Origin of the sequence: Actinacidiphila paucisporea, assembly GCF_900142575.1 — a bacterium.
In the GTDB taxonomy this organism is placed as follows: domain Bacteria; phylum Actinomycetota; class Actinomycetes; order Streptomycetales; family Streptomycetaceae; genus Actinacidiphila; species Actinacidiphila paucisporea.
In genome coordinates this window covers 88,533-114,814 of the sequence record NZ_FRBI01000009.1, presented here as the reverse complement: position 1 = coordinate 114,814, position 26,282 = coordinate 88,533, and the positions used below count along the sequence as shown (strand labels likewise).

At 72.4% G+C, this 26,282-nt stretch carries 21 protein-coding genes; 12 read left to right on the top strand and 9 right to left on the bottom strand.

Features of this window, described 5'->3' with window-relative positions; all coding sequences use genetic code 11:
* Window positions 1–152: 152 nt before the first annotated feature.
* On the bottom strand, window positions 153–1,385 hold the full coding sequence (locus tag BUE44_RS15845; RefSeq protein WP_073498689.1) for an ROK family transcriptional regulator: 1,233 nt from the start codon (window positions 1,383–1,385) through the stop codon (window positions 153–155).
* A 220-nt stretch (window positions 1,386–1,605) separates the two neighbouring features.
* On the opposite strand from BUE44_RS15845, the gene BUE44_RS15840 reads away from it, so the two are divergent.
* The 4 genes from BUE44_RS15840 to BUE44_RS15825 are packed head-to-tail and all read left to right on the top strand — an operon-like array spanning window position 1,606 to window position 7,894.
* Window positions 1,606–2,988, top strand: a complete 1,383-nt coding sequence (locus tag BUE44_RS15840) for an extracellular solute-binding protein (protein ID WP_073498687.1) — start codon at window positions 1,606–1,608, stop codon at window positions 2,986–2,988.
* Window positions 2,985–3,896, top strand: coding sequence for a carbohydrate ABC transporter permease (locus tag BUE44_RS15835; protein WP_073498685.1), 912 nt, complete (start codon window positions 2,985–2,987; stop codon window positions 3,894–3,896). Before BUE44_RS15840 ends, BUE44_RS15835 begins: the two co-directional genes overlap by 4 nt.
* Window positions 3,896–4,792 carry a carbohydrate ABC transporter permease gene (locus BUE44_RS15830; protein ID WP_079189779.1) on the top strand — a complete coding sequence of 299 codons (897 nt, stop codon included), beginning with the start codon at window positions 3,896–3,898 and terminating at the stop codon, window positions 4,790–4,792. The genes BUE44_RS15835 and BUE44_RS15830 overlap by 1 nt, the downstream gene beginning before the upstream one ends.
* A gap of 48 nt (window positions 4,793–4,840) precedes the next feature.
* On the top strand, window positions 4,841–7,894 hold the full coding sequence (locus tag BUE44_RS15825) for an alpha-mannosidase (protein ID WP_073498683.1): 3,054 nt from the start codon (window positions 4,841–4,843) through the stop codon (window positions 7,892–7,894).
* A gap of 86 nt (window positions 7,895–7,980) precedes the next feature.
* Here BUE44_RS15825 and BUE44_RS15820 read toward each other — a convergent pair whose 3' ends face one another.
* The gene (locus BUE44_RS15820; RefSeq protein WP_073498938.1) at window positions 7,981–8,844 is read right to left on the bottom strand and encodes a DMT family transporter; all 864 of its coding nucleotides are present in this window, start codon (window positions 8,842–8,844) and stop codon (window positions 7,981–7,983) included.
* Window positions 8,845–9,119: 275 nt separating this feature from the next.
* Complete coding sequence (locus BUE44_RS15815; RefSeq protein WP_073498681.1) at window positions 9,120–10,091, bottom strand: SDR family NAD(P)-dependent oxidoreductase; 972 nt, start codon at window positions 10,089–10,091, stop codon at window positions 9,120–9,122.
* Between the two features lie 220 nt (window positions 10,092–10,311).
* Here BUE44_RS15815 and BUE44_RS15810 point away from each other — a divergent pair, with 220 nt between their 5' ends.
* The 4 genes from BUE44_RS15810 (at window position 10,312) to BUE44_RS15795 (ending at window position 14,499) form a co-directional block, all read left to right on the top strand.
* Window positions 10,312–11,988, top strand: a complete 1,677-nt coding sequence (locus BUE44_RS15810; RefSeq protein WP_073498936.1) for an FAD-dependent oxidoreductase — start codon at window positions 10,312–10,314, stop codon at window positions 11,986–11,988.
* A gap of 22 nt (window positions 11,989–12,010) precedes the next feature.
* Window positions 12,011–13,459 carry an ATP-binding protein gene (locus BUE44_RS15805; RefSeq protein WP_073498679.1) on the top strand — a complete coding sequence of 483 codons (1,449 nt, stop codon included), beginning with the start codon at window positions 12,011–12,013 and terminating at the stop codon, window positions 13,457–13,459.
* Entirely contained in the window at window positions 13,456–13,812 is a 357-nt protein-coding gene (locus BUE44_RS15800; protein ID WP_073498677.1) for a UBP-type zinc finger domain-containing protein, read from the top strand. The genes BUE44_RS15805 and BUE44_RS15800 overlap by 4 nt, the downstream gene beginning before the upstream one ends.
* A gap of 78 nt (window positions 13,813–13,890) precedes the next feature.
* Complete coding sequence (locus BUE44_RS15795) at window positions 13,891–14,499, top strand: GPP34 family phosphoprotein (protein ID WP_073498675.1); 609 nt, start codon at window positions 13,891–13,893, stop codon at window positions 14,497–14,499.
* Window positions 14,500–14,658: 159 nt separating this feature from the next.
* Here the strand turns inward: BUE44_RS15795 and BUE44_RS15790 are convergent, their stop codons facing one another.
* Genes BUE44_RS15790 through BUE44_RS15780 form a run of 3 tightly spaced genes read right to left on the bottom strand, consistent with a single transcriptional unit; the run spans window position 14,659 to window position 17,938 of the window.
* Window positions 14,659–15,426: an ABC transporter permease gene (locus BUE44_RS15790; protein WP_322940165.1), complete on the bottom strand. Its 768-nt coding sequence runs from the start codon at window positions 15,424–15,426 to the stop codon at window positions 14,659–14,661.
* On the bottom strand, window positions 15,423–17,021 hold the full coding sequence (locus BUE44_RS15785; protein WP_235002181.1) for an ABC transporter permease subunit: 1,599 nt from the start codon (window positions 17,019–17,021) through the stop codon (window positions 15,423–15,425). The genes BUE44_RS15790 and BUE44_RS15785 overlap by 4 nt, the downstream gene beginning before the upstream one ends.
* Window positions 17,018–17,938, bottom strand: a complete 921-nt coding sequence (locus tag BUE44_RS15780; protein WP_073498673.1) for an ABC transporter ATP-binding protein — start codon at window positions 17,936–17,938, stop codon at window positions 17,018–17,020. Before BUE44_RS15780 ends, BUE44_RS15785 begins: the two co-directional genes overlap by 4 nt.
* Before the next feature lie 175 nt (window positions 17,939–18,113).
* Here BUE44_RS15780 and BUE44_RS15775 point away from each other — a divergent pair, with 175 nt between their 5' ends.
* Together BUE44_RS15775 and BUE44_RS15770 are read left to right on the top strand one after the other, a co-directional pair.
* Complete coding sequence (locus tag BUE44_RS15775; protein ID WP_407640030.1) at window positions 18,114–19,418, top strand: sensor histidine kinase; 1,305 nt, start codon at window positions 18,114–18,116, stop codon at window positions 19,416–19,418.
* Window positions 19,415–20,113, top strand: a complete 699-nt coding sequence (locus BUE44_RS15770) for a response regulator (protein WP_073498671.1) — start codon at window positions 19,415–19,417, stop codon at window positions 20,111–20,113. The genes BUE44_RS15775 and BUE44_RS15770 overlap by 4 nt, the downstream gene beginning before the upstream one ends.
* Before the next feature lie 1,095 nt (window positions 20,114–21,208).
* Here BUE44_RS15770 and BUE44_RS15765 read toward each other — a convergent pair.
* Entirely contained in the window at window positions 21,209–21,865 is a 657-nt protein-coding gene (locus BUE44_RS15765) for a hypothetical protein (RefSeq protein WP_073498669.1), read from the bottom strand.
* Window positions 21,866–21,979: 114 nt separating this feature from the next.
* On the opposite strand from BUE44_RS15765, the gene BUE44_RS15760 reads away from it, so the two are divergent.
* Window positions 21,980–22,498 carry a methylated-DNA--[protein]-cysteine S-methyltransferase gene (locus BUE44_RS15760; protein ID WP_073498667.1) on the top strand — a complete coding sequence of 173 codons (519 nt, stop codon included), beginning with the start codon at window positions 21,980–21,982 and terminating at the stop codon, window positions 22,496–22,498.
* Window positions 22,499–22,553: 55 nt separating this feature from the next.
* Here the strand turns inward: BUE44_RS15760 and BUE44_RS15755 are convergent, their stop codons facing one another.
* Together BUE44_RS15755 and BUE44_RS15750 are read right to left on the bottom strand one after the other, a co-directional pair.
* Complete coding sequence (locus BUE44_RS15755; RefSeq protein WP_079189778.1) at window positions 22,554–23,723, bottom strand: PP2C family protein-serine/threonine phosphatase; 1,170 nt, start codon at window positions 23,721–23,723, stop codon at window positions 22,554–22,556.
* Window positions 23,724–23,815: 92 nt separating this feature from the next.
* Window positions 23,816–24,835, bottom strand: a complete 1,020-nt coding sequence (locus BUE44_RS15750) for a LacI family DNA-binding transcriptional regulator (RefSeq protein ID WP_073498665.1) — start codon at window positions 24,833–24,835, stop codon at window positions 23,816–23,818.
* Window positions 24,836–24,977: 142 nt separating this feature from the next.
* Between BUE44_RS15750 and BUE44_RS15745 the strand changes: the two genes are divergently transcribed.
* On the top strand, window positions 24,978–26,276 hold the full coding sequence (locus BUE44_RS15745) for an ABC transporter substrate-binding protein (RefSeq protein WP_073498663.1): 1,299 nt from the start codon (window positions 24,978–24,980) through the stop codon (window positions 26,274–26,276).
* The last annotated feature ends 6 nt before the right edge of the window (window positions 26,277–26,282 follow it).

The following is a 26,282-nucleotide window of genomic DNA, read 5'->3' as shown; positions in this document are numbered from 1 at the left end:
CGGCAGGGCGGATTTCCCGCGGGTCCGGGTGGGGGGCTTCGGCACGACGACGCCTCCTGGTGGGGGTCAGGAAAGGGACTGAGCGCAGGAAGGGAATATCCGCCGCCGGCGAGCGGTGTCAATAGTCCGGACCATATGAGGACTAGACCACTTCAGGGCTTGGTCAGCATCCGCCACCCCGGCGCGTAGTTGCCGTGCAGGATGAGCGAGGCGGCCCCCACCGCCCCCACCGCCTCGCCGATCACGCTCGGTTCGACGGAGATCCGCCGGATGACCCGCGCCACGGACATCGCGTTGACCGCCGCGTCGATCTCCTCGCAGATGATCGGCTCGATGCCGCGTACCGCCTCGCCGCCCAGCACGATGCGGCTGACGTCGAGCAGGGCGGCGGCGCCCCGCGCGGCCTGCCCGAAGCGGCGGCCCGCGCGGCGGACGACGTCGCAGGCGGCCGGGTCGCCGCGGCGGACCGCCTGGCGCAGCACCTTCCAGTCGCGGTGCACGCCGTCCGCCGCGCCCGTGAGGCCGATGCGCGCCGCGGCGGCGGCACCGTGCAGGGTGAACAGCTCGCCGATGACGCCGGCGGGGCTGACGTACGGCCCGACGCAGTTGGTGCTGCCGCAGTCGCAGGTGATGCCGTCGGCGTCGACGGCGATGTGGCCGAACTCCCCCGCGTTGCCCGAGTCGCCGTGCAGCACCGTGTTGTTGAGGACGATGCCGGCCCCGACGCCGGTGCCGAGGTAGATGAACAGGAAGCTGCCGGCCCGGTCCTTGCCGCCGATCCAGCGTTCGCCGATGGCCGCGGCGGTGGCGTCGTTGTCCATCGCGACCGGCATGCCGGTCGCGGTCGCGAACATCTCCCGCAGCGGCACCCGGCCCCAGCCGGCGAAGTTGGGCGGTGAGACGACGTCGCCGGCCGGGCCGTCGATCGGCCCGGGCGCGGCGACGCCGATGCCGAGCAGCCGGGCGGGGTCGATACGGGTCCTGGCGGTGAGCCGCTGGGCGGCGCCGGCGATCCGGGCGACCAGGTCGGCGGGCGCCGCGCCGTCGGGGAGCTTGACGCGGCGGTCGGCCAGCACCTCGCCGGCCAGGTCGACGACCACGATCACCGCGGCGCCGGGGTCGAGTTGCACGCCGACCGCGTAGGCGCCCTCGGCACGCGGCGACAGCAGGGTGCGGCGCTTGCCGCCGCTGGAGGGGGCGTAGCCGGACTCGGTGACCAGTCCGGCGTCCAGCAGCCGGCGGACCACGTTGGAGACGGTCTGGCTGGTGAGGCCGGTGAGCGGGGCGAGTTCGACCCGGCTCACCGGGCCCGCGGTGCGTATCGCGTCCAGCACGACCGCCTGGTTGTAGCCGCCCACCCGCGGAAGGTTGGTTCCCTGAGTCACCGACCCGCCTCCTCCTCCGGCCCCCTCGCCGCGCCCCCCGGCGCAGCTCGCCGCGAAGTTTACATGTCAGATCCGTTGACTTACTCAATCCATTGGATTTAGCTTCGCCGACATGCCAGGGCACGGGCGCCCGGCTGAACGGGGGCGGTCCCCACCGGGCACCCCCCGCGCTGTCCGCAACCGTTGCGGGCCGACTCGGGTTCTTCACCGGAGGTCAAAGGTGCGAACGAGACTTCTCGCGGCGACCGCGGTAGCGGCCGCCACGACCGTGTGTGCGGCAACGTTGTCAGGCTGCGGGTCCGGTTCCGGCGGCTCGGCCAAGACGATCAAGGTCGTCTACCAGCAGCAGCTGAACAACAACAACCACGTCCAGGCCGGCTTCCTCGAACCGATGGTGCAGCAGTTCGAGAAGGCCAACCCCGGCACCACGGTGAAGCTCGTCCCGGTGACCGCGAGCGAGAACGACTACTACACCAAGATCCAGCTGATGATGCGCTCCCCCGCGACCGCGCCCGACCTGGTCTACGAGGACACGGCCACCATCAACTCCGATGTGGCGAGCGGCTATCTCCAGCCACTGGACGGCTACCTGAAGTCCTGGCAGGAGTGGAGCGCCTTCGCCGCACCCGCCAAGGCGGCGATGAAGTACGCGGGGGACGGCAAGACCTACGGTGTGCCCGACGACACCGACACCCGCGGCCTCTGGTACAACAAGCAGCTCTTCGCGCAGGCCGGCATAGCCGTGCCGTGGCAGCCGAAGACCTGGGCCGACGTGCTGACCGCGGCCCGTACCGTCAAGGCCAAGGTCCCCGGCGTGACACCGCTGAACGTCTACACCGGCGTGGCCGCCGGCGAGGCCTCCTCGATGCAGGGCTTCGAGATGCTGCTCTACGGCACCCCGGCCGCCAACGACTCGCTGTACGACGGCAAGCAGCGCAAGTGGGTCGTCGGCAGCAAGGGCTTCAGGGACGCGCTGGACTTCGTGCACACCGTCTACGGCGAGGGCCTCGGCCCGTCCCCGCAGGACGCGCTGGGCGCCAACATCCAGGCCGCGGTCGGCACCGAGATGATCCCGCAGGGCAAGCTCGCGATCGACCTCGACGGCTCATGGATGCCCAACAACTGGATCCGCACCGGGCCCAAGCCGTGGCCGCAGTGGGAGACGACGATGGGCATGGCCGCGATGCCGTCGCAGAACGGCCAGGGCAGCGGCAAGGTCAGCATGTCGGGCGGCTGGGCCTGGTCGATCCCGGCGAAGGCGAAGAACGCCGACCTGGCCTGGAAATTCACCCGGTTCCTCGAGTCGAAGGCCAACTCGGCCCAGTGGAACAGCGTCAACGCCACCATCGCGGTGCGCACCGACGTGGCCGCCGACCCGACCTACCTCAAGGCGCTGCCCAGCAACGCGTTCTTCACCGCCCTGGTCCCCGCCACCTACTACCGGCCGGGCCTGCCGGCGTACACCCAGGTCTCCAGCGCCATCCAGAAGGCGATGGAGTCGGTGACCACCGGCCAGAGTTCGGTCGACAAGGCCGCGAGCACCTTCGATGACGACGTGAAGACCGCGGTCGGTGCCGACAACACCGTCCAGGGCGCCCGGTGACCGTCACGGCCGCCGCGGCTCCCACCGCCGGGCCGCGCCGCGGCCGGGCGGTGGGCGGTCTGCTGCGCGGCGTGCCGCTGCTGCCCGCCGTGGTGCTGCTCGTGATCTTCCTGGCGGGCCCCATCGCCTACTGCGTCTACTACGCCTTCACCGACATGCAGCTCACGGGCGCGTCCGGCACCCACTTCGTCGGCTTCGACAACTTCACCCGGGCCTTCCGCGACGCGGACTTCGTCAACGCCGTCGAACTGACCCTGGTCTTCGTCGTCGGCTCGGCCGTCATCGGGCAGAACACCCTCGGGCTCGCGCTGGCGGTGCTGATGGAGAAGGCCGCCAAACCGGTCCGCTCGATCACCAGCACGGTGGTGATCGCCGCGTGGGTGCTGCCCGAAGTGGTGGCGGGCTACCTGATGTACGCCTTCTTCTTCCGGCAGGGCTCGCTCAACGCGATCCTGCGCGGGCTGCACCTCCCGCAGCAGAACTGGCTGTACACGCTGCCGATCCTGGCGGTGTGCATCGCCAACGTCTGGCGCGGCACCGCCTTCTCGATGCTGGTGTACTCGGCGGCCCTCAACGACGTGCCGCAGGAACTGGTCGAAGCGGCCGAGGTGGACGGCGCGGGGCCCTGGCAGCGGCTGTGGCGGGTGACGCTGCCGGTGATCCGCCGCTCGGTGATGACCAACCTGATGCTGATCACCCTGCAGACGCTGTCGGTCTTCGGGCTGATCTACACCATGACCCGCGGCGGTCCCGGCAACAAGACCGAGACGCTGCCGGTGTTCATGTACCAGCAGGCCTTCACCAGCAGCCTGATCGGCTACGGCACGGCCGTCGCGCTGGTGCTGCTGGTGGTGGGCGCGCTCTTCTCGGTCGTCTACATCCGGCTGCTCAAGATCGAGGAGGACTGATGGCCGTCACCGACAGCCCGCGTACGGTACGGGTCCGCCCCGCGGTCGCCCGGCGGCCCGTGATCGGCACCCGGCACACGCGGGCGACGGCGAGCCGGGTCGCCGTCAACGTCTCGCTGCTGGCCTTCTCCGCGCTCTACCTGGTGCCGCTGCTGTGGATGCTGCTGGTCTCGGTCAACGCACACGGCAGCTTCAGGCTGTCGGTGCCGTCGCCCACCGGTGAGAACTTCCGGAACATCCTCAACAGCGACACCACCTACCGGCCGATGCTCAACGGCCTGCTGATGTGCGGCGGCGGCACCATGCTGTGCGTGGTGTGCTCGGTGCTCGCCGCCTATCCGCTGTCGCGGTTCAGGTCCCGGCTGCGCAGGCCGTTCCTCTACACCATCCTGTTCAGCACCGGGCTGCCGATCACCGCGGTGATGATCCCGGTCTACAGCATGTTCGTCCAGGTCAACCTGATCGACTCGATGCCCGGTACGACGCTCTTCCTGGCCGCGGCGGCGCTGCCGTTCGGGATCTGGCTGATGAAGAACTTCATGGACGGCGTCCCGCTGGTCCTGGAGGAGGCGGCCAGGATCGACGGCGCCAACGCCATGCAGGTGCTCTGGCGGATCGTGCTGCCGCTGATGTGGCCCGGCGTCATCGTGGTGACGATCTTCACCTTCATCGGAATGTGGGGCAACTTCTTCGTGCCCTTCATCCTGCTGCTCTCCCCGGAGAAGCTGCCCGCCTCGGTGGGCGTCTTCACCTTCCTCAGCGCCCACGACCAGACGCAGTACGGCCAGCTGGCGGCGTTCTCGATCATCTACTCCATCCCCGTGGTGATGCTCTACCTCGTCCTCGCCCGCCGGCTCGGCGGCGGCTTCGCCCTGGGCGGCGCGCTCAAGGGCTGACCGGCTCGTACGACCACCGACACTCCCGACCGCACGGGAAGGCTCGCCTTGCACACCGATCCCACCATCACCGAGCAGCGGCTGGCCCGCATGCTGAGCCAGCGGCTGCGACCCGCGGTGCACGCCCGCTGCGTGCCGCTCACCGTCGAGGTGTGGCACGTCCCCGGCGAACCGGTACCGGTCGCCGCCGGGCTCGCCGCCGACTACGGTCCGGCCCAGGTCGGCGACCGCTGGGGACCGGCCTGGTCGACCAGCTGGTTCAAGGTCAGCGGCCGGATACCGCAGGAATGGGCGGGCCTCGCCGTGGAGGCGGTGCTCGACCTGGGCTTCGGCACCACCGAGCCCGGCTTCTCCGCCGAGGGCCTGGTCCACCGTCCCGACGGGACCGCGGTGAAGGCGCTCAACCCCCGCAACACCCACCTGCCGATCTCGCCGTCGGCCACCGGCGGCGAGCAGCTGACGTACTACATCGAGGCCGCGGCGAACCCGGTCGTCATGCACTCCGGGCCCGAGCAGCTCACCTTCCACCCGACGCCCGCGGGCGACCGGGCGGCCTGGCTGCACGACGCGGACGCCGCCGGGGACCGCGACCCGCTCTACCGGCTGCGCCGGATGGACCTGGCCGTCTTCGACGCCGGGGTCTTCGAGCTGGTCCAGGACCTCGACGTACTCGGGCAGTTGATGCACGAACTGCCCGAGCAGTCCACCAGGCGCTGGCAGTTGCTGCGCACCATCGAGCAGGCCCTCGACGTGATCGACCTCCAGGACGTCGGCGGCACCGCGGCGGCCGCCCGCGAGGTGCTGGCACCGGCGCTGGCGGCGCCCGCGAGCCCGGGGGCGCACCGGATATCGGCGATCGGGCACAGCCACATCGACTCGGCGTGGCTGTGGCCGCTGCGCGAGACGGTACGCAAGGTGTCCCGGACCGTCTCCAGCGTCACGCAACTGATGGACGACCACCCGGATTTCCGCTTCGTGATGTCGCAGGCGCAGCAGCTGGCCTGGCTCAAGGAGCACCGGCCCGACGTCTACGCGCGCGCCCAGGAGAAGGCCAAGACCGGGCAGTTCCTGCCGGCCGGCAGCCTGTGGGTGGAGCCGGACACCAACATCACCGGCGGCGAGTCGCTGGTGCGCCAGTTCGTCCACGGCAAGCGGTTCTACCTGGAGGAATTCGGCGTCGAGACCGAGGAGATGTGGCTGCCCGACACCTTCGGCTACAACGCGGCGCTGCCGCAGCTGATGAAGCTGGCCGGGGTGCGGTGGTTCCTGACGCAGAAGATCTCCTGGAACACCACCAACAGGTTCCCGCACCACACCTTCTGGTGGGAGGGCATCGACGGCACCCGGATCTTCAGCCACTTCCCGCCGGTCGACACCTACAACAGTGACCTGTCGGGCGCCGAAGTGGCGCACAGCGAACGCAACTTCCAGGACAAGGGGCGCAGCGACCGCTCGCTGGTGCCGTTCGGCTACGGCGACGGCGGTGGCGGGCCGACCCGGGAGATGATCGCGCGCGCCGACCGGCTCGCGAACCTGGAGGGTTCACCGCGGGTGGCGGTGGAGGCGCCCGCGGACTTCTTCGCCAAGGCCTTCGCCGACCATCCGGACGCGCCGGTGTGGGTGGGCGAGTTGTACCTGGAATTCCACCGCGGCACTTTGACCAGCCAGTTGGCGACCAAGCAGGGCAACAGGCGCAGCGAGCACCTGTTGCGGGAGGCCGAACTGTGGGCGGCGACGGCCGCCGCGCGGACCAGGGCGGCGTATCCGTACCAGGAGTTGGACCGGCTGTGGAAGACGGTGCTGCTGCATCAGTTCCACGACATCCTGCCGGGCACCTCGATCGCCTGGGTGCACCGGGAGGCGGAGCAGACCTACCGGGAGGTGGCCGCCGAACTGGAAGAGCTGATCGGCGCGGCCCAACGTGCGCTGGCCGGTCCGCCGGGGGCCGGCGAGGTGGTCTTCAACGCCGCCCCGCACGCGCGCGGCGGCGTCCCCGCGCTGGGCGCGGCGCCCAGGACGCGGGCGCCGGGGCGTACTCCCCCGGTGGCCGAGGGCGACGGCTTCGTGCTGGACAACGGGCTGGTGAGGATCGTGGTCGACGGTCGCGGCCTGGTCACCTCCGCCTACGACATCACCGCGGGCCGCGAGGCGCTGGCCCCGGGCGCGGCGGCCAACCTGCTGCAACTGCACCAGGACTTCCCCAACAAGTGGGACGCCTGGGACATCGACGTCTTCTACCGCAACACCGTGCGCGACCTCGACCGGGCCGACGAGGTCTCCGTCGCGGACGGCGGCGTGCGGGTGGTGCGTACGGTCGGCGCGTCGCGGATCGAGCAGATCCTGAGCCTCGAGCAGGGGGCGCGGCGGCTCGACGTGGAGACGGTGGTGGACTGGCACGAGCGGGAGAAGCTGCTCAAGGCGGCCTTCCCGCTGGACGTGCGGGCCGCGCACTCCACCGCGGAGATCCCCTTCGGGCAGGTGGAGCGGCCCACCCACACCAACACCAGTTGGGACGCGGCGAAATTCGAGGTGTGCGCGCACCGCTTCCTGCACGTCGGCGAGCCGGGCTGGGGCGCGGCACTCGTCAACGACTCGACGTACGGGCACGACGTCACCCGGGACGTACGCCCCGACGGCGGTACGACGACCACGGTCCGGCTGTCGCTGCTGCGGGCGGCCCGCTTCCCCGATCCGCAGCAGGACCAGGGCACCCACCGGCTGCGCTACTCGCTGGTGGTCGGAGTGGAGCCAGCCGACGCGGTCCGCGAGGGCTACCACCTGAACCTGCCCGAGCGGACCGTGCCGGGCAGCGCGGTGGTGGAGCCGCTGGTCGCGGTCGACCAGGACGGGGTGGTGGTCTCGGCGGTCAAGCTGGCCGACGACCGCTCGGGCGACGTGGTGGTGCGGCTCTACGAGTCCCACGGCCGCCGGGTGCGGGCGGTGCTCACTCCCGGGTTCGCGCTGGGCGGCGCGGTGGTGACCGACCTGCTGGAGCGTCCGCTGCCGGACGACGGCAGCCACGAGGTGGCGGGTTCCGTGGTGCGGCTGGCGCTGCGGCCGTTCCAGATCCTCACCTTGCGGCTCGCGGTGGGGCGCGGCTGAGCGGGCCGCCGCGCGGGCGTTGGCGGGCATCGCCGGCCGGAGGGGACCGGCGATGCCCGCGGGCCTTCGGGGCGGGACAGTCCCGTTCAGCTGCCCAGCTCGCGGGTCAGCGGCACGGCCCTGGACAGGTAGAGGGTGCCGCTGATGATCAGGCCGACCCCGGCCAGCTCCGGCACGATCCACCAGCCGGTGCGGATGTGCTCGCCGTAGACGATGACCCCCAGCAGCAGGCTGACGGTCGCGTCGCCGAGGGTGAGCGCGGGCTGCGAGGACGCGATGGGCCCGGCCTGCAGGGCGTTCTCCAGCAGGAAGACCGCCGCCACGCCGCACACCGCGAAGCCGTAGGTCTGCCAGGCGGCCAGGAAGGCGCCGAAGCCGTCGGTGGAGAAGGTGTCGGCGGCCGACTTCATCAGGGCGGCGGTCAGCGCGTTGGCCACCGCGGCGGCCGTCCCGAGCAGCGCCGCCCGTGCCGCGCCCGACGGCCGGCGCCTGGCCGCGCCGACCACGACGGCGATCCCCGCCACGCACACCACCACCGCCGGAATCCACCGGGCCATCGACGCCTGCGACGCACCCCCGGTGGGAGCGGCGCTGGCCAGCGCCAGCACCAGGCCCGCGACCATGCAGCCGACCGCGTACCAGCCCGACTTGGGCAGGGCGCGGTGCAGCACGGGCAGGGCGATCAGCAGCGCGAAGGGCAGCTCCAGGATGAACACCGGCTGCGCCAGCGCCAGCGGGCCGGTCACCAGGGCCAGCGCCTGGAAGAGCGCCGCGCCGGCCACGCCGCAGATGCCCAGCAGCCACACCGGCTGCCTGACGAGGTCCATCAGCAGCCGCGGCTTGAGCGCGTCCTTGGCGGGCACGGCCAGCGCGGCCTTGCGCTGCAGCACCGTACCGGTCGCGTTGCTCGCCGCCCCGAGGAGCGCGAAGATCACGCAGAGCACCAGCAGGGTGGGCCTCCGGTGGCGTCGTGGCCCGGCGCGCCGGGCCCGTCCGAATCCGCGGCGGGACGCGGACGTCTGTCCACCCCAGCATCCGCCGCCCAGCCCACCGTACCGCCCACCGGCCGGGCCGACCGACCCACCCTTCACCCGATCGCGCCACCACCCCGGGGCCCCGGCCCCGTGGGGCGAGGTTCACGCGGGGGCGCCGCGGCGGCGGGGGGCCACGCGGGGTCCGCCGCGGCGGCTGGACGCCCCGCGCGGGATGCGCGGGCGGTGCGGGTTCAGGACGCGAAGGCGTCGACGCCGGTGAGGTGGGCGGACAGGGTCCACAGGCGGGACGCCTGGTCGGGGTCGATCGCGTAGTCGCGGACTCCGTTGCGGGTGCCGTCGGGGCGGGCCGGCTCGGCGATGTCGCAGTCCTCCAGGTAGACGCCGCCCAGGCCGTCGAGTGCGGGCGAGGTGGCCGCCCAGACCTGGGTGGCCGCGCCCTCCTGGGTGGACTTGAAGCCGGCCGGGTTCAGCGGCTTGCCGTCCTCGTCGATCCAGCCGCGCTCGACCATCTCGGCCTTGGGCAGGTGCCGCTGGAGCGGGGTGAGGATGCCGCCGGGGTGCAGCGCGAAGGCGCGTACGCCCCGGTCGCGGGCGAGCGCGTCGAGCTGCCGGGCGAAGAGCACGTTGGCGGTCTTGGCCTGCCCGTAGGCCTCCCACTTGTCGTAGCCGTGCTCGAACTGGAGGTCGTCCCAGCGGATCGGCGAGTTGTGGTGGCCGCCCGAGGACACCGCCACCACCCGGGCGCCGCCCCGCTCGATCGCCGGCCAGAGCCGGTTGACCAGCGCGTAGTGGCCGAGGTGGTTGGTGGCGAACTGCGCCTCCCAGCCGGGTCCGACCCGGGTCTCCGGGCAGGCCATGACGGCGGCGCTGTTGATGACGATGTCGATGTCGCGGCCGGTGGCGAGGAAGCGGTCGGCGAAGTCGCGGACACTGTCGAGGTCGGCCAGGTCGAGGCGGTCCACCTCGACGCCCTCGATACCGGCGAGCGCGTCGGCGGCGGTCTCCGGACGGCGGGCCGGCACCACCACGTGGGCGCCGGCCTTGGCCAGTGCCCGGGTGGTCTCCAGGCCGATGCCGGAGTAGCCGCCGGTGACGAGCGCGAGCTTTCCGGTCAGGTCGATGCCGCGCAGCACGTCGTCCGCGGTGCTGTGGGCGCCGAAGCCCGAGCCGATCGGTTTCTGTGGTGTCTGTGGCGTGGTCATGCTGTCGAGGCTAGGAGCTGAAGTGCGCTCCAACGCAAGTCGCCGCGGCCCACCCGTCCCACCGGGCCCGCGCCGTACGGCCATGTGTGCACGCGTTGCGCGATCATCGCGCACAGCCGGTCAATGCCGCGCACTGCGGGCACCGCGTCGGCCCACTAGGCTGAACGGCGGACCTGCACGGAGCGAAACGGGCAGGCAGCGGACGGGGACGGGGATGCCCATGACAACACCGGACAGCACGCGCCGAGCCGTGCTCCTGACCGTCGACGACGATCCGGGAGTCTCCCGCGCCGTCGCCCGCGACCTCAGGCGGCGGTACGGCGAGCGCTACCGGGTGGTGCGCGCCGAGTCCGGCGACTCGGCGCTCGACGCGCTGCGGCAGATGAAGCTGCGCGGCGACCTGGTCGCGGTGATCCTCGCCGACTACCGGATGCCGCAGATGAACGGCATCGAATTCCTCGAGCAGGCCATGGACGTCTATCCGGGCGCCCGGCGGATCCTGCTGACCGCCTACGCCGACACCGGCGCGGCGATCGACGCGATCAACGTGGTCGACCTGGACCACTACCTGCTCAAGCCGTGGGACCCGCCGGAGGAGAAGCTCTACCCGGTGGTCGACGCCCTGCTGGAGAGCTGGCTGGCCTCCGACCACCGCCCGGTGCCGGAGACCAAGGTCGTCGGTCACCGCTGGTCGGCCCGGTCGTCCAAGGTCAGGGAGTTCCTGGCCCGCAACCAGATCCCGTACCGCTGGTATCTGTCCGACCAGTCCGAGGGCCGGCGGCTGCTCGACGCGGCCGGGCACGACGGGATGCGGCTGCCGATGGTGATCGCCCCCGGCGGCGAGGTGCTCATCGAGCCGTCGGACCAGGACCTGGCCGCGCAGGTGGGCCTGGCGACCACTCCGGCGGAGGAGTTCTACGACCTGGTGGTGATCGGGGCCGGACCCGCCGGGCTCGGCGCGGCCGTCTACGGCGCCTCGGAAGGGCTGAACACCGTCCTGATCGAGCGCACCGCGACCGGCGGCCAGGCCGGGCAGAGCGCCAGGATCGAGAACTACCTCGGCTTCCCCGACGGCGTCTCCGGCGCCCAGCTCACCGACCGGGCCCGCCGCCAGGCGAGCCGTTTCGGCGCCGAGCTGCTCACCGCGTGCGAGGTCACCGGCCTGGAGGTCAGCGGCCCCGCCCGTACCGTACGGTTCGCCGACGGCAGCTCGGTCTCGGCGCAGAGCGTCATCCTCACCACAGGGGTGGCCTACCGGCTGCTCGACGTGCCGGGGCTGGCCGAGCTGACCGGCCGCGGCATCTACTACGGCTCGGCGCTGACCGAGGCCGCGGGCTGCGAGGACCAGGACGTCTACATCGTCGGCGGGGCGAATTCCGCCGGGCAGGCCGCGGTCTACCTGTCGCGGGGCGCCAAGTCGGTGACGCTGCTGGTACGGGGGGCGTCGCTGGAGGCGTCCATGTCGCACTACCTGATCCAGCAGATCGCCGCGATCCCCACCATCCGGGTCCGCACCAGCACGGTCGTCGCCGCCGCGCACGGCGAGGACCACCTGGAGAGCCTGACGCTGCGGGACTCCGCGAGCGGCGGCACGGAAATGGTGGACGCCCAGCGGTTGTTCGTCTTCATCGGGGCCGCGCCGCGCACCGACTGGCTGGAAGGCGTGGTCCGCAGGGACGGCCACGGCTTCCTGCTCACCGGGCCCGACCTGGCCGCCGAGGGCGAGCGCCCGGCCGGCTGGGAGCCGGACCGGCCGCCCTACCACCTGGAGACCAGCGTGCCCGGGGTCTTCGCGGCCGGCGACGTGCGCGCGGAGTCCGCCAAGCGGGTCGCGTCCGCGGTCGGCGAGGGCGCGATGGCCGTCATGCTCGTACACCGCTACCTGGAGGGGCTGTGAGCACCTCACGTCTGGAGGGACCGTGACCGCCTCGACGCTGCCGTGCGATCCGGAGGAACTGCGGTCGCTGTTCCTCTTCGAGCACCTGACGCCCGAGCAGCTGGGCCGGCTGTGCGGCTCCGGCCGGATCGAGGCCGCGGAGCCCGGCCCGGTCTATGCCGAGGGCGATCCCGCGACCTGCTTCTACGTGCTGCTCGAAGGCACCGTGGTGACCTCGCGGCGGGTCGGCGCCGACGACATCGAGGTCACCAGGACCTCGCAGCGGGGCGTCTACGCCGGGGCCTTCCAGGCGTATCTGGGCGACCAGGTCCCCCAGCTCTACACCAACTCGATGCGGGTCACCGAGCCGTCCCGCTTCTTCGTGCTGGCCGCGGACGAGTTCGCGCAGATCATGCGGGACTGGTTCCCGATGGCCGTGCACCTGCTCGAAGGGCTGTTCTTCGGCAACCGGACCTTCCAGCAGGTCGTCAGCCAGCGCGAGCGGCTGCTGGCGCTCGGCTCGCTGTCGGCGGGTCTGACGCACGAGCTGAACAACCCGGCCGCCGCCGCGCTGCGCGCCACCTCGGCGTTGCGCGACCGGGTGGCCGGCATGCGCCACAAGCTCAAGGTGCTGGCCGGCGGCCGGCTGCGGCAGGCCGACCTGGACACCCTCATCGGGGTGCAGGAGCGGGCCGTCGAGCGGATCGCCAAGGCCCAGGAGCTCAGCCCGATGGAGACGGCCGACCAGGAGGACGCGATCGCCGACTGGCTGGACGGCCACGGCATCGCCGGCGGCTGGGACCTCGCGCCGGCCTTCGTCCAGGCGGGCCTGGACGAGGAGTGGCTGGAGCAGGTCGCGGCGGCGGTGGAGGACGAGCTGCTGGAGAGCGCGGTGCGGTGGCTGAACTACACCGTCGAGACCGAGCTGCTGATGAACGAGATCGAGGACTCCACCTCCCGGGTCTCCGGCCTGGTCAACGCCGCCCGACAGTATTCGCAGCTGGACCGGGCGCCCTTCCAGGTGGTCGACATCCACGAGCTGCTCGACAGCACCCTGCAGATGCTGGCCGGGAAGATCGGGTCCGAGGTGAGGGTGATCAAGGAGTTCGACCACACGCTGCCGCGCATCCCCGCCTACCCGGGCGAGCTGAACCAGGTGTGGACCAACCTGATCGACAACGCGGTGTCGGCGATGGACGGGGCGGGCACGCTCACCGTGCGCACCTCGCGCGACCACGGCAGGCTGGTGGTGGACTTCCAGGACACCGGTCCCGGCGTCCCTGCGGAGATCCGGCAGCGGATCTTCGAGCCGTTCTTCACCACCAAGCCGGTGGGCCAGGGCACCGGGCTCGGGCTCGACATCTCCTGGCGCATCGTGGTCAACAAGCACCACGGCGACCTGGACGTCGAGTCGCAGCCGGGCAACACCCGTTTCCGGGTGAGACTGCCGCTCACCGCAAGCAACCCCGACGCCGAGGAGGCCGCCGAATGAGCACCCCCGATTCCTCCGGGATCGACCCGTCCGTACCGCCGAGCGGCGCGGGCTGCGCGGACTGCGACCAGGCCGGCGGCTGGTGGCTGCATCTGCGCAGGTGCGCCGCCTGCGGGCACGTCGGCTGCTGCGACAGCTCCCCCGCGCAGCACGCCGCCGCGCACGCCGCCGCCAGCGGGCACCCGGTGATCAGGACGTACGAACCCGGTGAGAGCTGGTTCTGGAACTACGTCACCGAGAGCTACGTGGAAGACGGCCCCGACCTGGCGCCGCCGCTGAGCCACCCCGTGGCCCAGTCCACCCCGGGTCCCGCCGACCGGGTGCCCGCCGACTGGCAGGCCCGCCTGCACTGACGCCTGCGGGCTCACGCCCTGTGGGCTGACGCCCGGCCGACTGACGCCGGGCCGACTGACGCATTGTGGAGCGCCCGGATGACCACCGCACGAGACCTGCTCTTCGTGGCCATGGACATGCCGTCGGCCCGGTCGCTGGAACGCGGCGACCTGTCGCTGGCGCTGGCCGGGGCCGAGCTGATCGATCTGCTCGGCCTCGGCCTGGCCGCCCTCGACGGTGACTTCGTGCTGCCCACCGGCCGGCAGGACGCCGGCGACCCGCAACTCGACCTGGCCGCGGCGGCGCTCGCCCCGGCCGCCGACGGCGAGACCGTCGAGGACTGGCTGTGGCGCAGGGGCCGTGGCCTTTCTGACACGTATCTCGCCGCTCTGGAGGCGGACGGGCTGCTCGGGCGCGAGGAGCGGCGGCGCTTCCTCGTGCTGCGCACCAGCCGGATGGTGCTCGCCGACTCCCCCGGCCGGCGGCGGGCCGCCCACCGCTGGGCCGCCGACGATCCGACGCTGCTCGCGCTGGCCTCCACGATCGGCATCTCGGGCCCGCCGCCCGTGCCGGAGCCGCGCCCCGGCCCGGTCGCCCACGTCCTCACCGGGGTGCGGCACGCCGTCGAGGAGCTTGCCGCGGAGCGGCGGAGGCGGGCGCGGCGGCTCGATGAGGCGCGCCAGACGTACGTACGTCGCGGCTTCTGACCCTTCCCGGGCGCCCCCGCCCGGACCCCTGGCTCCGCCCCGGACCTTCCCCCAGTTGGGGCTGGTGGCGCATTTCTGCCTCAGGCGAAGCCCTGGGGGAGAACTGCGCGACCAACCGCGACGGCGGGGAAGGCAACAAGCCACCGCACGGGGGAGCCGCTAGGGGTCGCGGGTGTGGAAGAGGGTGAGGGCGGTGAGGAGGGCGGTGGTCGACCATGTCGCGAGGACGGCCAGGCCGGTGTACGGGCCGATCGGCGCCGGGGAGGAACTTGGCACCGTGCTCTGGATCGCGAGGCCCGCCGTCATGGGGCCGATCTGCTGGAGGTGGCGGTACCAGTCGGGGTCGGACACGACAGACGCGAGGATCGGGAAGAGGTAGAGCAGCCCGAGCACGGCACCGACGGCGGCAGCGGAATCGCGTACCGCGGTGGCGATCCCGAGGCTGAGCAGCGCGATCAGCACGAGGTAGGCCACCGAGCCGGCGGCAGCCCTGAGCACGGGCCCGTGCGCGGGCGAGAAGGCGAAGCCGTGGCCGGGCAGGACGAGCCGTCCGGCCAGTACGGAGCCGGAGACGGCGACCGTACCGGCGACGAGCACCAGTCCGGCCAGGACAAGCGCCTTCGCGGCGAGGACCGTGGTCCTGCGCGGCATCGCGGCGACGGTGGTACGGATCATGCCGGTGCCGTACTCCCCGCTGATCAGCAGCACCGCGAGCACCGCGACCCCGGCCTGGCCGAACTGGACGCCGGTGAGGCTGAGCTTGGCCGGGTCCTGGGCGCACCCGGCGGCCGGGCAGTGGGCGGCGGCGACCGCGGCCGCGCTCACCGCCGCGGTGAGGGCCGCGACCGCCGCCAGGAGCCACAGCAGGCCGGGCAGGGTGCGGACCTTGGTCCACTCGGCGTGCACCGCCTGCCGCAGCCCGCTCACGCGTCCCTCCTGCGCAGCAGCACGGCCGCCGCGGCGACGGCGGCGGCCGCGTAACCGCAGAAGACCGAGAAGCCGGCCCACGGCGACAGCGGGAAGTACCCGTCGGCGGGCGTGTAGTCGACGCTGACCTGTGCGTACTGGTGCACGCTCTGCTGGACGGCGAAGGCCGCGGCCGGTGTGAGCCGGGTGAGCCAGCGGGACGGCCCGGCGGGGAGCACCGCGGCCACCGCGAGGATGTACGGCAGCACGATCGCGACGACGACCGTGGTGACCGCGCCCGCGCTGCGCCGCAGCACCGTGCCGAGCGCCAGCGCGAGGACCGCGGTGACCGCGAAGAGCGCCGCCGTGCCGACGACGATCCGCACGTCGGTCGCGAAGGGCGTCGGGTACATCGGGAAGTGCTTGCTCTTCTCGACCGCCTCGACCAGCGGTACGGCGACCGCCGCGGCGGCCAGCCCGGTGGCGAAGGAGACCGCGCCGACCACGGCGGCCTTGGCGGCGAGCACCCGGCCGCGCAGGGGGCTCGCGGTGAGCGTGGTGCGGATCAGGCCGCGGCGGTATTCCGCGGTGACGAACATGGTGGCGATCACGGCGACCACCATGAGCCCGGCGAAGGCGCCGACGAGCGTGGTCTCGACGGTCTTGCCCGGCGATCCGCGCCCCGGCACCTGCGGTGCGACGTCGCCGCTGCCGGTCAGCGTGTAGGTGCCGCCGCTCTCCTTGTACCCGAGGTCGGAGCCGCCGGCACCGGGTCCGCGGTCGGGGCCGCCGACGAGGTCGCCGGTCCAGGCGCCACCGGTCCGGCCGCGCAGCGCGACCGAGTCGAAGGCGGCGGTTGCCTTGCTGGGGCCGCCGTAGCTCGATCCGCTGAAGGAGCCGCTGGTGACGACATATTCGGGGGAAGTGGTGAACAGCCCCATCTGCACGGTCGCGGGCAGACCGGCCAGGTGGGCGGTGCCGATGGTGGCCCAGTGCGTGCCGTCGGTCGAGTCGTAGCCGGTGAGGGTGTCGCCCGCGCGGGTGAGCCGCAGCCAGCGCGGGGACGACGCGGAGACCGCCCCGGGCGTACCGGCCAGGTCGTGCGTGTAGTCGTACTGCATCCGCACCCCGTGGCCGCCGGTGAGCGCGACCGCCGCGTAGGCGGAACCCTCCTTGGTGCCGTCCTTGACGATGACACCGGCCTTGGTCCAGGGCTGCAGGCCGGCCACCATGCCCGTGCCGGGGCCTGCGCCCACCTGCGCGCGGCCGCCCGGCGCGTACAGGCCGGCGAGCGAGGTGATCCGTACGGTGATGCCGCCGTCGCCGGTCAGCGATCGGTGCACCAGCGTCATGGCGTCGCGGACCTCCTCGCCACCCGGGCCGGTCCGCGGCGTGTGGTCGCAACTGCCGCCGTCGGGGCCGCTGCACGCGATGCTGCTGCCCGCCGCGCCCAGCAGGCCGACGGCGACGGTGACCAGTGCGGCCGCCACCGTGCCGATCACCCAGCCGCGTACGGTACGGAATTTGGTCCACTCGCCGTGCAGCGTGCGCAGGAAGCCGTCGCGGCCGGTGTGCCGCGCGGAGCGGTACGGGGTCGCGGTCGCCGTGCCGGTCACCGGGCGCCTCCCGCGGGGAACTCGACTGCGTCACGGGTCAGTTCCATGTACGCCTCCTCCAATGTCGCCCGGTGCGCGCCGATCTCGGAGAACGGCACCTCGGCCCTGCCGAGCAGGCCCGCGACACGCTGCGAGCCGATTCCGGACACGGTGAGGGTCTCGGGGCCGGTCGCGGCGACGACCGCCCCGGCCTGGGCGAGCACCGTCATCGCCTGGGCGCGGGCGGTGGTGCGCAGCGTGACCCGGTCGCCGGACGCCGCCGCGATCAGGTCGGCGACGCTGGTGTCGGCGATGACCCTGCCGCGGCCGACGACCACCAAGTGGTGCGCGGTGTCCTGCAGTTCGCTCATCAGGTGGCTGGACACCAGCACGGCCCGGCCTTCGGCGGCCAGCGAGCGCAGCAGGCCGCGCATCCAGACGATGCCCTCGGGGTCCATGCCGTTGAAGGGCTCGTCCATGATCAGCACCGGCGGGTCGCCGAGCAGGGCGGCGGCGATGCCGAGCCGCTGGCGCATGCCGAGCGAGAAGCCGCCCGCCTTGCGGCGTGCCGCCGTCGCCAGGCCCGCGGCGTCGACGACCTCGTCGACCCGGCGGGCCGGCAGGCCCTGCGAATGGGCCAGCCACAGCAGGTGGCCGCGGGCGCTGCGGCTCGGCTGCAAGGCGCCGGCGTCCAGCAGCGAGCCGACGTGGCTGAGCGGATTGCGCAGCGCCCGGTAGCGCAGGCCGCCGATCAGGGCGGTGCCCTCGTCGGCGGAGTCGAGGCCGAGTATCACCCGCATCGTGGTGGACTTGCCGGCGCCGTTGGGCCCGACGAACCCGGTGATCCGCCCGGGCGTGACCGTGAAGGTCATCCCGTCCAGCGCCGCGGTGGGCCCGAACCGCTTGCGCAGGCCGGTGACTTCGATGGTTGCTTCCATGCGACGAAGGCTAGGCAGCGGGCGGCGCCGGATCGTCCCGCCGTGGAGCGGTCCTTGCCGTCACCTCCACGGGGGACGGCGGGACCCGGCATCCCCCCTGAGATGTACGGCGGTGTCCCTGGCCAGGAGGACGCGGTGGGCCGCCCTGTGCGGCCACAATGCCGGGGTGAGGCTGATGAACACCGGGTGGGCGCGGGATTTCGCGGCGTCCCCGCACGCTCCCGCGGTGACCACCGCGCTGCTCGCCGCGGCCGCGGTCGCCGAGGCGGCCGTCCGCGCCTCCGTCACGGGGGTGTACGGCCGCTCCCTGACGACCGGCCTGCTCACCGCGACCGTGCTGGCCCTGACCACGACCGTCCCTGCGGCCTTCCTCTCCGCCCGGCCGGCGGCCCTCGCCGTCGCCGCGGCGACCGTTCTGTCCCTCACCACTTTCCGCACCCTCACCGCCGCCGGCGCCCTGGCGCTGGCGCTGAGCCTGCGCCACCTGACGGCGACGCCCCCTCCTGGCGGCGCCCAGAAGGAGCGCGCGGAGCCGCGCGCGCGGCTATGGCGGCGGGGCAGTCCCGGCGCGAGGGCAGGGGCTTCGGCGGGCCCAGCCGCGGCGGACCGCGACCGTGGCATACGGAACCGCGCCGTCCAAGGCGTGGTCCTGGCCCTGCCGTTCACGGCGATCGCGCTGCTCGACCCGCGGCTGTCGGGCGAGGCCCGCGTCTTGGCGGTGCTCGTCGCGTCCGCGGCCCCGACCGCCGCGCTGGCCGGGGCGGCGAGCGCGGCCAGAGCCGAAGCCCGGGTGCACAGCGCGGCCCGAGAGGTCACCGCGCAGAGCCTGCTCGAACACACCGCCCGCGGTGAACGCGCCCGGATAGCCCGGGAGTTGCACGATGTCGTCGCGCACCACATCTCGATGATCGCCGTCCAGGCGGAGACCGCCCGGCTGACCACCCCCGGCATGCCCGCCGCGGGCGCCACCCGGCTCTCGGAGATCGGCGACACCGCCCGCGCGGGCCTGACCGAGATGCGCCGCCTGCTCGGTGTGCTGCGGCAGGACGCCGAGGTGGAGACCCCCGAGCGGCGCCCCCAGCCGGGGCTGCAGCAGCTCAACGACCTGCTCGACGAGGCCAGATGCGCCTCCGGCGCGGGCGTGCGGCTGATCGTGTCCGGCCCTGCCGCCGCGCTCGATCCCGGGGTCGAGCTGGCCGCTTTCCGTATCGTGCAGGAGGCCCTCACCAACGTACGCCGGCATGCCCGCGGCGCCGCCGTCGACGTGGAGCTGCACTACGCCGCCGACGTCCTGCGCCTGCGGGTCCGGGACAACGGTCCCGGACCCGCCCCGGAAGCGCGGGCCGACGGCCACGGTCTGCCCGGCATGCGCGAGCGCGCGGCCGCGGCGGGCGGCACGCTGCGGACCGGCCGGGCGGCCGGCGGCGGTTTCCAGATCGAGGCGTCGCTGCCCGTCGGCGTGCAGGTCGTGGCCCGATGACCACTCCCCCGCCGGTGCGGATCGTCGTCGCCGACGACCACCATGTGGTGCGGACCGGGTTCGCGGCGCTGCTGGACACCCAGCGGGACTTCACCGTCGTCGGCACCGCGTGCGACGGCGCCGAGGCGGTGGCCGCCTGCGGCGACCTGTCCCCCGACATCGTTCTGATGGACGTCCGCATGCCGGTCATGGACGGGATCGAGGCGACCCGGCTGCTCGCCGGGGAGGGGCAGGGCCCACCCCGCGTCCTCATCCTCACCACCTTCGACCTGGACGCCTACGTCTACGACGCGCTGTGCGCGGGGGCGAGCGGCTTCCTGCTCAAGGACGTCACCGCTGAGCGCCTCTTCGATGCGGTCCGCGTCGTCGCCGCGGGCGAGGCGCTGCTCGCACCGGGCGTCACCCGCCGCCTGATCGCCGAATTCACCCGGCTGCGGCCGTCCCCCGGGGATCTCGCCGCCCCCGCCACCGAGTTGGCGGCCCTCACCCCCCGCGAGACGGAGGTCCTCCGGCTGGTCGCCGAGGGCCTCTCCAACGGAGAGCTGGCCGCCCGCCTCACCGTCACGGAGGAGACGGTGAAGACGCACGTCAGCAGAATCCTGTCCAAACTCGGCCTGCGCGACCGCACGCAGGCCGTGGTAACGGCCTACGAGACCGGCCTCGTCACCCCTTCCCGCGCCACCCCGCGCCCGTAAGAGCCCTTCGCAGAGGAGGCACCCCGTATGGCCGTGAGACCGCACCGCGCGGACACTTCGCAGACCGGGCACGTGCCCATCCCCCACCTCAGTGGCCGCCTCCCTACTACCGTCGGCGGCTGCGCATTCCGCCCACAGGACTTTCCCTACCCCTTCGCGGCAGCTCACTCCCCAGCGGCCGCCGGACAGGGCGTCCACAAGCACCAGGCCACGTCCCGACTCGGCGTCCGCAGACAACCGCCGAAGCTCCGGCTTGTCCTCGTTGGCGTCGTACACTTCGATGCGCAGAGCACCGCCCGGTAGGTGCTCGAAATGACGAGCCGGGGTGGCGACGCCCGTAGCCTCCGGCTGCTTCAGCGCCTTCGCGCTCGCCTCGGCGCGGTCGGGAAGGTTCCCGGCCCACGCCCGAGTGAAGGTCGGGTTCGAAGTCGTCGGCCAGGCGCGACATGAACGAGTCCGCGCGTTCGGTGCTCAGGTAACAGGGCTGACCACCCTCACCCGCCCACGGCAACAGGCGCATTCCCATCAGGCCACCGCCCCGACGTGCGAAGGGGCCGGCTGGAAAGTGATCCTTAACTCCCCGAACCGAAGTCCGATGAAATCGCGCATGCTTGGCGCTCCAGTCCGGCGTTGAGCCACGCCCCCGGACCGACAGCACGGTCGCGGGGGTCTACCGCCGCTCACGCTAGGAGCGCCCGTCTGAGCGTCACAGTGACGAACCGTCCTACCTTTTCGATCTCGCTCCGCATCCTCAAGTCGCCCCTGCTTGGCGAAGACCCACGACAGCGTAGAGGCAGCCAGCGTCTCAAGGTCCGGGTCGTCGCAGCACCTGATGGCCGCCCACGAACGTTCCATCGCCGTGAACGCCGCGTCCTCCTTGCCCAGCGGCGACACCGCCTGTCGCAACGCGAGCACCGAGGGCAGCTCGGACGCCACCGCGTGCGAACCCTCGAACGTCGAGGGCTGGCCGACAAGAAGCGACGGCTCGGTGTCCAACGCCCTGGCCAGAGCATTGACCGTGGTCAGCCGGAGTTCCCAACGGTCACCACAACCCGAACCGATGGCTCAACAGCCCGCGGCAGCAGCTCGCAGGGGCTACGCCGCCCCGAGCAGCCCCCACGTGTACGAGTCGATGGCCTCTTCCGGCGCGAGCCGGGAGAGTTCAGTGCCGTCGGGGCCCAAGGCGACGATGACGGGGCGGCGGGCGGACGGGGTGGTGGGTGGGGAGGTCCAGGCCAGCAGCATGGTGCCGTGCTCCGGCACGGGGACGCGGCGCTCGCCGACCAGGAGGCACTCTGCTTCCGCCGCGACCTGCAGCTGCGTCGTGCCGACCCAGGGCGCCTCGTGGTGCGGGAGGCCGGGGCGCGCGGCCATGTGCGCCTGGCTGCGCAGGCCGTGGCTGGTCACGACCTCGATGACGCCGACCTGCCCGGCCTGGCCCACCGCCCGCCGCGGGTCCTGTGTGGCGCTGTCCGCGCCGCCGCCCGCTGATTCCTGCCACGTCCCGGCGACGCGCTCGACGCCCGCGGTGAAGGTCTCGGCCCGCGCCGAACCGGGGCGCCACACGAGCTGGACCGCGCCGACCCCGGCGTCCTGGTCGAGGTCGTGGGCCACGACCGCGGCCACCCGGCGCGGCAGCCACGGCGGCTGCGGGTCGAGCCCGGCAACCAGACGCCGTACGACGGGCGGCAGCAGGCGGTCGGAGCGCCGCTGACTGCGGATCAGTTCACGGCGGTGCGCGGCGGTGGGCATGCCTTCCACGCTACCGCGACCCCGCGCAGCACGGCGTCCGATTTCCGCCAGCAGGGCTGCCCGCGGCGAGGCATTGTCGAGGGTGAGACAGTACGTCGTACGAAGGAGAGCACCGTGACCGTCCACACCACGATCGACAGCCCGATCGGTCCGCTCCTGCTGGTCGGCGAGAAGTCCGCGGCGCCCGGCGGACCCACCGCGCTGGCCTGGCTGACGATGGCCGGGCAGAAGAACGCGCCCGCGATCGGCGCGGACTGGGTGCACGATCCCGCTGCCTTCAGCGAGATCACCCGGCAGCTCGACGCCTACTTCGCCGGTGTGCTGACCCGCTTCGACATCCCGTTCGCCGACAGCGGCACCGGCTCGGAATTCCGGCAGCGGATCTGGGACGCGCTGGAGGCCGTGCCCTACGGGACGATCACGACGTACGGCGAGATCGCCCGCAGGGTCGGCGTGTCGCGGGCCGAGGTCCGCGCGCTGGGCGCGGCGATCGGCGCGAACCCGGTGTCGATCGTCAGGCCCTGCCACCGGGTGATCGGCTCCGACGGATCACTCAAGGGATACGCCGGCGGCCTGGAGCGCAAGCGCGAGCTGCTGACCCTGGAGGGCGCGCTCCAGCCGATGCTCGGCTGACCTGGACAGGGCCGGACCGGTCCCCGCGTGGCCGGCTCGGGAAGGCGGCGCGGCGTCAGGACACCCGCTGGACCGCGACGACGGCCACGTCGTCGCCGAGCCGGCGCCCCACGTGCTGGAGCAGGTCCGCGGTGAGCACCTCGATCAGCTCGTCCGGCGGCAGGCCGGACCATCCGGTGAGCCGGTCGGTGAGCGGGTAGAAGTCGCCGCGGCTGTCGCGGGCCTCGATGACCCCGTCGGTGTAGAGCAGCAGAACGTCGCCGACCGTGAGGTCGTAGCGGTCGACGTACTGGGCTTCGGGGGTGAGGTCGCCGAGGCCGAGCGGGATGGCCGGCCGCCTGGCGTCGAGCGGGCGCACCTTCTCGTGGTGCAGCAGGATGGGCGAGGGGTGGCCGCAGTTCACGACCGCGAGGGCGTCGCCGCCCGCAGCGATGTCCACCATGACGGCGGTCACGAAGCGCTCCAGGAAGGCGGGGTCGCCGGACGGGGCGGGGGCGGCTTCGACATCGGCGTGGGCGGGCTGCGGCGGCGGGGCGTCGGCGAGGTCGGTCAGGTCCTCGCGCAGGCTGCGGTCGAGGTAGCCGGGCAGCGCGGGCAGCGAGGTGCGCCGGCGGGCGGCGCGGCGGAAGGCGGCGAGCAGCATGCTGGCGACCTCGACCGCGGCCAGGCCCTTGCCCTGGACGTCGCCGACCAGCACCCGGACCCGGCCGTCGCCGAGGTCGGCGGTGGCGTAGAGGTCGCCGCCGATGGCCGCCTCCTGGTCGGCGGCCATGTAGGTCGAGGCGATGGCGAACCGGCCGAGCCGCTTGGGCAGCGGGCGCAGCAGTGCCCGCTGGGTCACGCCCGCGACCCAGCGGGCCTGGGCGAGTTCGCTCTCACCTCTCCCGCGGACCCGGGCCGCGGTCACGGAGGCGGCGCCGATCAGCACGGCGGTGGCCATCATGACCTGGAAGTTGGCGGTGCCCAACTGGTGGTTGCCGTCGGCGGCGAGCACCAGGCAGGGGATGGTGGCCAGGGCGACGACGAGGACGGCGCCCGGTCCGAGGAAGACCGCGGACAGCGCGGGCACCGCCAGCATCAGTCCGCCGATGCGGATGGCGGGTCCCGAGGCGTCGTCGATGACCACCAGCAGCGCAAGGAGGACCAGCAGGGCCGCGAGCCGGGCCGGCGGTGAGCGCACGAGCCGCGGCAGGCGCGGCCCGTCCGCGGTGCCGCTCGGTGCCATACGTCAAAACTACCGCCGCGGGCCGCGCGGCACCTTTCCGCGGCGCCTGACCCGCCGCCCGCGTGCGGCGCGGGTCTCCACGGCGGGGCGGGTCACGACGGCGGCGCGGTGCTCCGCCTGATCACCAGGCTGGTGGCGAGTTCCATCCGGGTGGTGGACGTGGTGGCCGGCGCGGCCCGCAGCCGCAGGATCATCCGGCAGGCCTCCTCCGCCATCCTGCGCAGCGGCTGCCGCACGGTGGTCAGCGCGGGGCGGGACCACTGGGCGACGGCCACGTCGTCGTAGCCGACCACCGACAGGTCGGCGGGGGTGCGCAGGCCGTGCGCGCCGGCCGCTTCGAGGACCCCGATGGCCTGCAGGTCGCTGCCCGCGAAGATGGCGGTGGGGCGGTCGGGGCCGCCCAGCATCCGCATCGCCTGCTCGTAGCCGCCCTCGACGTGGAAGTCGCCGAAGGCGATCAGCGCGGGGTCGATGTCGATGCCGGCGGTCGTCATCGCGGAGCGGAAGCCGTCGAGCCGGGCCAGCGAGCACATCATGTCCTCGGGGCCGGTGATGATCCCGACGCGGCGGTGGCCGAGTTCGATCAGATGGCGGGTCGCGGCGAGGCCGCCGGACCAGTTCGCGGAGCCGACCGAGGGCACGTCGGTCTCCGGGTCGCCGGCCGGATCGATGATCACGAACGGGATGGACCGGGACCGCAGCTGCTGCTTGAACTCGTGCGGCAGCGCGGAGAAGACCAGGACGACGCCGAGCGGCCGGCGCCGGAGCACCCCTTCGATCCACTCGGTGCCGGGCGAGTGGCGGGTACCGCTCTCGGTGAGCACCACGCTGGCGCCGATCTCCTTGGCGACCTTCTCGACGCCGAGGATCAGCTCCATCGCCCAGATGGCGTCCAGCTCGTGGAAGACGATCTCGATCAGCGGCGCCTCGGGCGCGCCGCGGGAGGTCCGCCGGTAGCCGTGCAGCTCCAGGAGTCGTTCCACCTTCAACCTTGTGAGGGCGGAGACATCCTGACGGCCATTCAGCACCTTCGAAACTGTCGAGATCGAGACCCCGGCAGTTTCGGCGACCTGGGCGAGCGTGACCCGGCTCTCCTCCACCTCTTCATCCATAAGAGCGCAGCGTACGGCACATCTGCGCGTAACGCTTTGATAACCCGGACCCCGAGGGTTGACCCTTTCGTAGCGGCACCTTAGCGTCACACCGCGCAGCAATTTTCGGCGACGGTGCCGAAATATTTCGAAAGGCTGGACGATGAAGAAGAGATGGCTTCCCCGTGCCGTGGCCGGCAGCGTCGTGCTCACCCTCGGGCTGACACTGGCCGCGTGCGGCGGCAGCAGCTCGGGCAGCAGCAGCTCTGGCAGCTTCAAGGTTCTCGTATACGGCGACGCGAGCAACAAGGTCGAGAAGCAGATCATCGACACGTTCAACAAGACGTCGAAGGTCAAGGCGGTCCTCCAGACCATCCCTGGTGCGGACTACCAGCAGAAGCTGCAGACGATCATCAACACCAAGCAGGCTCCTGACGTCTTCTTCAACTGGGGCGGCGGCAGCATCGCGCCCTTCGTCAAGGCGGGCCTCCTCCTCCCGCTCGACGACATGGTCGCCAAGGACCCGGGCCTGAAGTCCAACTTCCTGCCGTCGGTCTTCAACAGCGCGGTCGTGGACGGCAAGGCCTACGGCGTACCGATGCGCGGCACCCAGCCGGTCCTGCTGTTCAACAACAAGAAGGTGCTGTCCGACGCGGGCCTGACCGAGCCCAAGACCTGGGACGACCTGCTCAACGCGGTCAAGGTCCTCAAGGCCAAGCACATCACCCCGATCGCGCTCGGCGGCGGCGACCAGTGGCCGACGCTGATGTGGTACGAGTACATGTACGACCGCATCGCGGGCCCGGGCCTGTTCGAGAAGGCCATGGGCGGCGACAAGTCCGCCTGGGACAGCGCCGACAGCCGCGCCGCGCTGGCGAAGCTCAAGGAACTGATCGACGCCGGCGCCTTCGGCAGCAACTACGACTCCGTCAAGTACACCGACGGCGGTTCGGTCGCGCTGGTCGCGCAGGGCAAGGCCGGCTTCGAGCTGATGGGCTCCTGGTACTACTCGCAGCAGCAGCAGGACAACCCGGACTTCGCCAAGGCCGGCCTGGGCTACAGCTCCTTCCCGACCGTCAGCGGCGGCAAGGGCGACGCGACCGACATCGTCGGCAACACGAACAATTTCTACTCGGTGCTGAAGAAGACCAAGTACCCGGACGCCGTCGCGCAGTTCCTGAAGCTGCAGTACAGCGACGAGTTCGTGAAGGCCCAGATGGCGATAGGCAACCTGCCGACCACCACCAACACGGTGAACTTCCTGAGCACCGCGGCCATCCCGGACTACTCGAAGTTCCAGTACGACCTGGTCAAGGCCGCGCCCTCGTTCCAGCTCTCGTGGGACCAGGCCTACCCGCAGACGGCCAGCGAGGCCATGCACACCGCGGTGCAGCAGTTCTTCGACGGCAAGCTCGACGCCGACGGCTTCATCAAGGCCATGCAGGCCCTGCCCACATCCTGAACCGGG

Coding starts and splice junctions, on each gene's coding strand:
- BUE44_RS15750 (WP_073498665.1), bottom strand. CDS start 24,835: ATGGATGAAGAGGTGGAGGAGAGCCGGGTCACGCTCGCCCAGGTCGCC.
- BUE44_RS15795 (WP_073498675.1), top strand. CDS start 13,891: ATGACCACCGCACGAGACCTGCTCTTCGTGGCCATGGACATGCCGTCG.
- BUE44_RS15765 (WP_073498669.1), bottom strand. CDS start 21,865: ATGCCCACCGCCGCGCACCGCCGTGAACTGATCCGCAGTCAGCGGCGC.
- BUE44_RS15775 (WP_407640030.1), top strand. CDS start 18,114: ATGAACACCGGGTGGGCGCGGGATTTCGCGGCGTCCCCGCACGCTCCC.
- BUE44_RS15745 (WP_073498663.1), top strand. CDS start 24,978: ATGAAGAAGAGATGGCTTCCCCGTGCCGTGGCCGGCAGCGTCGTGCTC.
- BUE44_RS15800 (WP_073498677.1), top strand. CDS start 13,456: ATGAGCACCCCCGATTCCTCCGGGATCGACCCGTCCGTACCGCCGAGC.
- BUE44_RS15830 (WP_079189779.1), top strand. CDS start 3,896: ATGGCCGTCACCGACAGCCCGCGTACGGTACGGGTCCGCCCCGCGGTC.
- BUE44_RS15780 (WP_073498673.1), bottom strand. CDS start 17,938: ATGGAAGCAACCATCGAAGTCACCGGCCTGCGCAAGCGGTTCGGGCCC.
- BUE44_RS15770 (WP_073498671.1), top strand. CDS start 19,415: ATGACCACTCCCCCGCCGGTGCGGATCGTCGTCGCCGACGACCACCAT.
- BUE44_RS15810 (WP_073498936.1), top strand. CDS start 10,312: ATGACAACACCGGACAGCACGCGCCGAGCCGTGCTCCTGACCGTCGAC.
- BUE44_RS15815 (WP_073498681.1), bottom strand. CDS start 10,091: ATGACCACGCCACAGACACCACAGAAACCGATCGGCTCGGGCTTCGGC.
- BUE44_RS15755 (WP_079189778.1), bottom strand. CDS start 23,723: ATGGCACCGAGCGGCACCGCGGACGGGCCGCGCCTGCCGCGGCTCGTG.